General features: G+C 61.2%; 6 protein-coding genes. 3 read left to right on the forward strand and 3 right to left on the reverse strand.

Going from position 1 to position 4,499, the window contains the following annotated elements:
- Positions 1-8: 8 nt before the first annotated feature.
- Both DBO86_RS18205 and DBO86_RS18210 read right to left on the reverse strand, forming a co-directional pair.
- Positions 9-458, reverse strand: a complete 450-nt coding sequence (locus tag DBO86_RS18205) for an FxsA family protein (RefSeq protein ID WP_108234442.1) — start codon at positions 456-458, stop codon at positions 9-11.
- 67 nt (positions 459-525) lie between these two features.
- The gene (locus tag DBO86_RS18210; protein WP_108234443.1) at positions 526-1,260 is read right to left on the reverse strand and encodes a HugZ family pyridoxamine 5'-phosphate oxidase; all 735 of its coding nucleotides are present in this window, start codon (positions 1,258-1,260) and stop codon (positions 526-528) included.
- A gap of 284 nt (positions 1,261-1,544) precedes the next feature.
- On the opposite strand from DBO86_RS18210, the gene DBO86_RS18215 reads away from it, so the two are divergent.
- Positions 1,545-2,303 (forward strand): SDR family oxidoreductase, encoded by a 759-nt coding sequence (locus DBO86_RS18215; protein WP_108234444.1) that lies wholly within the window; start codon positions 1,545-1,547, stop codon positions 2,301-2,303.
- Positions 2,304-2,425: 122 nt separating this feature from the next.
- Here DBO86_RS18215 and DBO86_RS18220 read toward each other — a convergent pair whose 3' ends face one another.
- Complete coding sequence (locus DBO86_RS18220; RefSeq protein ID WP_108234445.1) at positions 2,426-3,394, reverse strand: polyprenyl synthetase family protein; 969 nt, start codon at positions 3,392-3,394, stop codon at positions 2,426-2,428.
- A 247-nt stretch (positions 3,395-3,641) separates the two neighbouring features.
- Between DBO86_RS18220 and rplU the strand changes: the two genes are divergently transcribed.
- A complete protein-coding gene (gene rplU / locus DBO86_RS18225) occupies positions 3,642-3,953 on the forward strand; it encodes a 50S ribosomal protein L21 (protein ID WP_021445340.1) in 312 nt (103 codons plus the stop codon).
- Positions 3,954-3,989: 36 nt separating this feature from the next.
- Positions 3,990-4,247 (forward strand): 50S ribosomal protein L27, encoded by a 258-nt coding sequence (gene rpmA / locus DBO86_RS18230; protein WP_061240940.1) that lies wholly within the window; start codon positions 3,990-3,992, stop codon positions 4,245-4,247.
- Positions 4,248-4,499 lie beyond the last annotated feature (252 nt).

Genomic DNA, 4,499 nt, shown 5'->3' on the forward strand with positions numbered 1-4,499 from the left:
TGTAGGGATCAGTCGCGGCGTTCGTACTCGCCTTCGAGCACGTTGGGGTTGGTCTTGCCGGTGCGGGCGGCCTGGTCATCGAAGAAGGCGCGCTGACGCAGGGTCTGCTCCTCGGCACGGCGGCGGATCTTGCCCACCAGCAGGCGGCGGGTGAAGGGGGTCAGGCAGAGCACACCGAGGATGTCGCTGATAAAGCCCGGCAGCAGCAGCAGGCCACCGCCGACGGCAATCAGCAGGCCTTCGAGCATTTCCTGCTCGGGCAGCTCGCCGCGCGAGAGCTTTTCGCGGGCGCGCCAGGCAGTGGCCACCCCGGCGACGCGCAGCAGCACGCTGCCGAGAATCGCGGTACCGATCACCAGCATCAGCGTGGGCAGCACGCCTATGGCGCTGCCGACCTTGATCAGCAGGGCCAGCTCGATAATGGGAAAGAGCAGAAAGAGGAACAGAAACACGCGCATGAGTCGAAGTGTCCTTGGCGGAAGACGGGTTTCCCGTAGAAGTTAAATATGGCGTTTCGCGCTTAATTCAAGCTGAAGGCGCACCATTGGTCGGCCAGCTCTCGGCTCTGGCCAGTTGCACCAGCGCCTGGCGCACGGCACCGGGATTGCTGCAGGTTACAGGAAAGGGCAGCCAGTACAGACTCTGGCCGATGCGTAGATGAAAGCCTTCACTGTCGACACCGACCATCTGCGCTGGTTCGTGTTGCGGCAGTCCGGCCAGTTCGACGTAATGGGCGATGGCCTTGGCGTGATCTTCATTCATGTGCTCGACCATGCTCGCTTCACTACCGTCTGTCGCAAAGGGGTTGGCCAAGGCCACCTGGTCGAGCCAGTGAATGGCGCCGAAGCCGCCGATGAAACGCCAGCGCACCGGCTCCAGCCGCCAGAAATCGAAATCATGCGCCCGGTGGTAGTCGCGCGACTGGGGGAAAAAGCGGTAATAACGCTGGGCGGCCGCTTCGATTTCGCTCTCGTCATGCAACTGTCGTGCTTCGGCGAGCAGAGTGAGGCGACCGACCGCCTGCACATCCTCTGCGCCACGCTCGCCAACCAACAGCGAACATTTGGCGTTCTGCCCGAGGTTATGGGTGTGCTGGGCGATGCGGCTGATCAGGATCAGCGGCCGGCCCTCGGCGTCCAGGCAGTAGGGCACCACCGATCCGAACGGGAAACCCGGCATGGCCTTGGAGTGGGTGCTAAGCACGCCACGGTATTCCTTGAGCAGCAATTCTCGTGCATGCTTGCCGGCTTTAACGCTCACCTATATGGCTCCTCGCAAAGAATCCGTAGGAACCTGTTCACTGTCAGCTGCGCGTCGGCGCTACTGCGTTAAAAACAGGCTGGAACGCCAGCCCGGTCGGAATGCTCATTTACAACTCGTAAAGTCGTGCGCGACTCCGAGCGTTCCTCGCCTGTTTTTGCCTTGTATCGCTCTAGCTCGCAAGACCGTGAACAGATTCCTAATAAACGGACAGACGTCCTAGCATAGCGCTTAGCGGGCATCAGCGGGGTCGGTAAATGCTGCACCTTGAGGGGGATAAAGCGATGCAACTGAAAGACAAAGTCATCATCATCACTGGCGGTTGCCAGGGGCTGGGTCGCGCCATGGGTGAGTACCTGGCGGCCAAGGGCGCCAAGCTGGCGCTGGTCGATCTGAACCAGGAAAAACTCGACGAAGCCGTGGCTGCCTGCAAGGCCGCTGGTGGTGACGCCCGTGCCTACCTGTGCAACGTCGCCGATGAAGAGCAGGTGACCCATATGGTTGCCCAGGTGGCCGATGACTTCGGCGCCATCAACGGCCTGGTCAACAATGCTGGCATCCTGCGTGATGGCCTGACCGTCCGCGTGAAAGATGGCGAGATGACCAAGATGAGCCTGGCGCAGTGGCAGGCGGTGATCGACGTCAACCTGACCGGCGTGTTCCTCTGCACCCGTGAAGTGGCGGCGAAGATGATCGAGCTGAAGAACGAGGGCGCGATCGTCAACATCTCCTCCATTTCCCGCGCGGGCAATATGGGGCAGGCCAACTACTCCGCCGCCAAGGCCGGCGTGGCTGCTGATACCGTGGTCTGGGCCAAGGAGCTGGCGCGTTACGGCATTCGCGTCGCGGGCGTGGCGCCGGGCTTCATCGAAACCGAGATGACCGCCAGCATGAAGCCGGAAGCGCTGGAGAAAATGACCTCGGGCATTCCGCTCAAGCGCATGGGCAAGCCGGCCGAGATCGCCCATTCGGTGGCCTACATTCTGGAAAACGACTACTACACCGGTCGCATTCTGGAGCTGGACGGCGGCCTGCGTCTGTAATCCGCCAGGCCTGAACGAAAAACGCCTCGACTGGTTCGGGGCGTTTTTGTTTCTGTCAGTGCACACCCTGCGAGCGGCGGCCTGGACTTGGACTTTAGGGTGCGCCGTGCGCACCGCTGGGCTTAGTGCGTGCGTGCGACGGCGAAACGGCTCAATTCGACCAGCGCGTCGCGGTATTCACCGGCCGGCAGCACGTCCAGGCAGGCAATGGCGCGTTCGGCGTAGTCGCGGGCGAGTTGCGCGGTGTACTCCAGAGAGCCAGCGGCATCCACGGCGGCGCGGATGCTTTCCAGGTCTTCGATACCGCCTTTCTGAATCGCGCGGCGTACCAGCGCGGCCTGTTCCTCGGTGCCTTCACGCATGGTGTAGATCAGTGGCAGGGTCGGTTTGCCTTCGGCCAGGTCGTCACCGACGTTCTTGCCCAGTTCGGCCGCGTCGCCCTTGTAGTCGAGCAGGTCGTCGACCAGCTGGAAGGCGATACCCAGGTGGTCGCCGAAGGTACGCAGGGCTTCGCGCTGCGCCTCGTTGGCGCCGGCCAGGGCGGCGGCACTGTGGGTCGAGGCCTCGAACAGCATCGCCGTCTTGCCGCGGATGACTTCCATATAGGTCTCTTCCGTGGTGCTGGCGTCGCGCACCTTGGACAGCTGCAGCACTTCGCCTTCGGCGATTACGCGAGTGGCGTGGGAGAGAATCTTCATTACCGGCATGGAGCCGAGCTCGACCATCATTTCGAACGAGCGTGAGTAAAGGAAGTCGCCCACCAGCACGCTCGGTGCGTTGCCCCACTGTGCATTGGCGGTGCTGCGGCCACGGCGCATGTCGGACATGTCGACCACGTCGTCATGCAGCAGGGTGGCGGTGTGCAGAAATTCGATGGTGGCGGCCAGCAGGCGCAGGTCATCGGCCTGGTAACCCAATGCACGCCCGCTGAGCAGTACCAGCAATGGGCGCAGGCGCTTGCCGCCAGCGGAGATGATATAGTCGCCGATCTTTTCCACCAGCGGCACGCGGGAAACCACCTGTTGGCGAATGATGCCATCGACGGCGGTGAAATCGTCCGCTACCACGCGGTAGAAAGCCTGGGGTTGCATCGGCGACTGGTGCTCCTGTGAGGTTGCGCGGCATGCTAGGTGGCAGGGTAGGGGCTGTCAAGGCAAGCACGGGCGCCCCTTGCGAAGCGTTCGGCGCTTGCGTACAATCGCGCACCCTGAACTTTCCCCCTGGGTATTTCCCTGCCTTACGCAATTGCAAGGGTGTCACTTCCGGCCCCAAGCAGCCATGCCAGCCAATAACGACTTTTCTAAAGCGCTGGGTGAGCAGGATCAACGGAGATTTACCATGTACGCAGTAATTGTTACTGGTGGCAAGCAATACAAAGTCACCGAAGGCGAATTCCTCAAGATCGAGAAGCTCGAAGTCGCCACTGGCGAAGCCGTGACTTTCGATCGCGTTCTGCTGATCGGCAACGGCGACGACGTTAAAATCGGCGCTCCGGTCGTAGACGGCGCTAAAGTGGTTGCCGAAGTCGTGTCGCAAGGCCGTCACGATAAAGTGCGCATCATCAAGTTCCGCCGTCGTAAGCACCACATGAAGCGTCAGGGCCACCGTCAGTGGTTCACTGAGATCAAAATCACCGGTATCCAGGCCTGATTCGTCGGCCCCGATCCTTTATAGGAGTATTGACTCATGGCACACAAAAAAGCTGGCGGTTCTACCCGTAACGGCCGCGATTCCGAAAGTAAACGCCTTGGCGTGAAAATGTACGGTGGTCAGGTCATCAAGGCCGGTAACATCATCGTTCGTCAGCGCGGCACCGAGTTCCACCCGGGTTTCGGCGTGGGCATGGGCAAGGATCACACCCTCTTCGCTAAAGTCGAAGGCGTGGTCAAGTTCGAAGTGAAAGGCGCTTTCGGCCGTCGCTACGTGAGCGTCGTTCAGGCCTAATCGCCTACGCGCTGGAAAAGCCCTGTCCGTAGGACGGGGCTTTTTTGTTGTGCGCCAGGCATGGCGCGTAGCGCCGTGACTGGCGCTGTTCGGTTCACTGTGGTGGTGGACTGGACGACTTGGAGGTGAAAGTCCTCTACACACCCGGCAAGGGGAAGTGTTAGCCAGAGGCAAGGGTGTCGCGGGCGGCTGCGAATCTGAAGGAAGCCCGAGGCAAAATGCTGGCCTGACGAACAGGAAGCGGATAGAGGC

This window comes from Ectopseudomonas oleovorans, assembly GCF_003052605.1.
GTDB classification, from domain to species: Bacteria; Pseudomonadota; Gammaproteobacteria; order Pseudomonadales; family Pseudomonadaceae; genus Aquipseudomonas; species Aquipseudomonas oleovorans_A.

Coding starts and splice junctions, on each gene's coding strand:
- DBO86_RS18205 (WP_108234442.1), bottom strand. CDS start 458: ATGCGCGTGTTTCTGTTCCTCTTTCTGCTCTTTCCCATTATCGAGCTG.
- DBO86_RS18215 (WP_108234444.1), top strand. CDS start 1,545: ATGCAACTGAAAGACAAAGTCATCATCATCACTGGCGGTTGCCAGGGG.
- DBO86_RS18220 (WP_108234445.1), bottom strand. CDS start 3,394: ATGCAACCCCAGGCTTTCTACCGCGTGGTAGCGGACGATTTCACCGCC.
- rplU (WP_021445340.1), top strand. CDS start 3,642: ATGTACGCAGTAATTGTTACTGGTGGCAAGCAATACAAAGTCACCGAA.
- rpmA (WP_061240940.1), top strand. CDS start 3,990: ATGGCACACAAAAAAGCTGGCGGTTCTACCCGTAACGGCCGCGATTCC.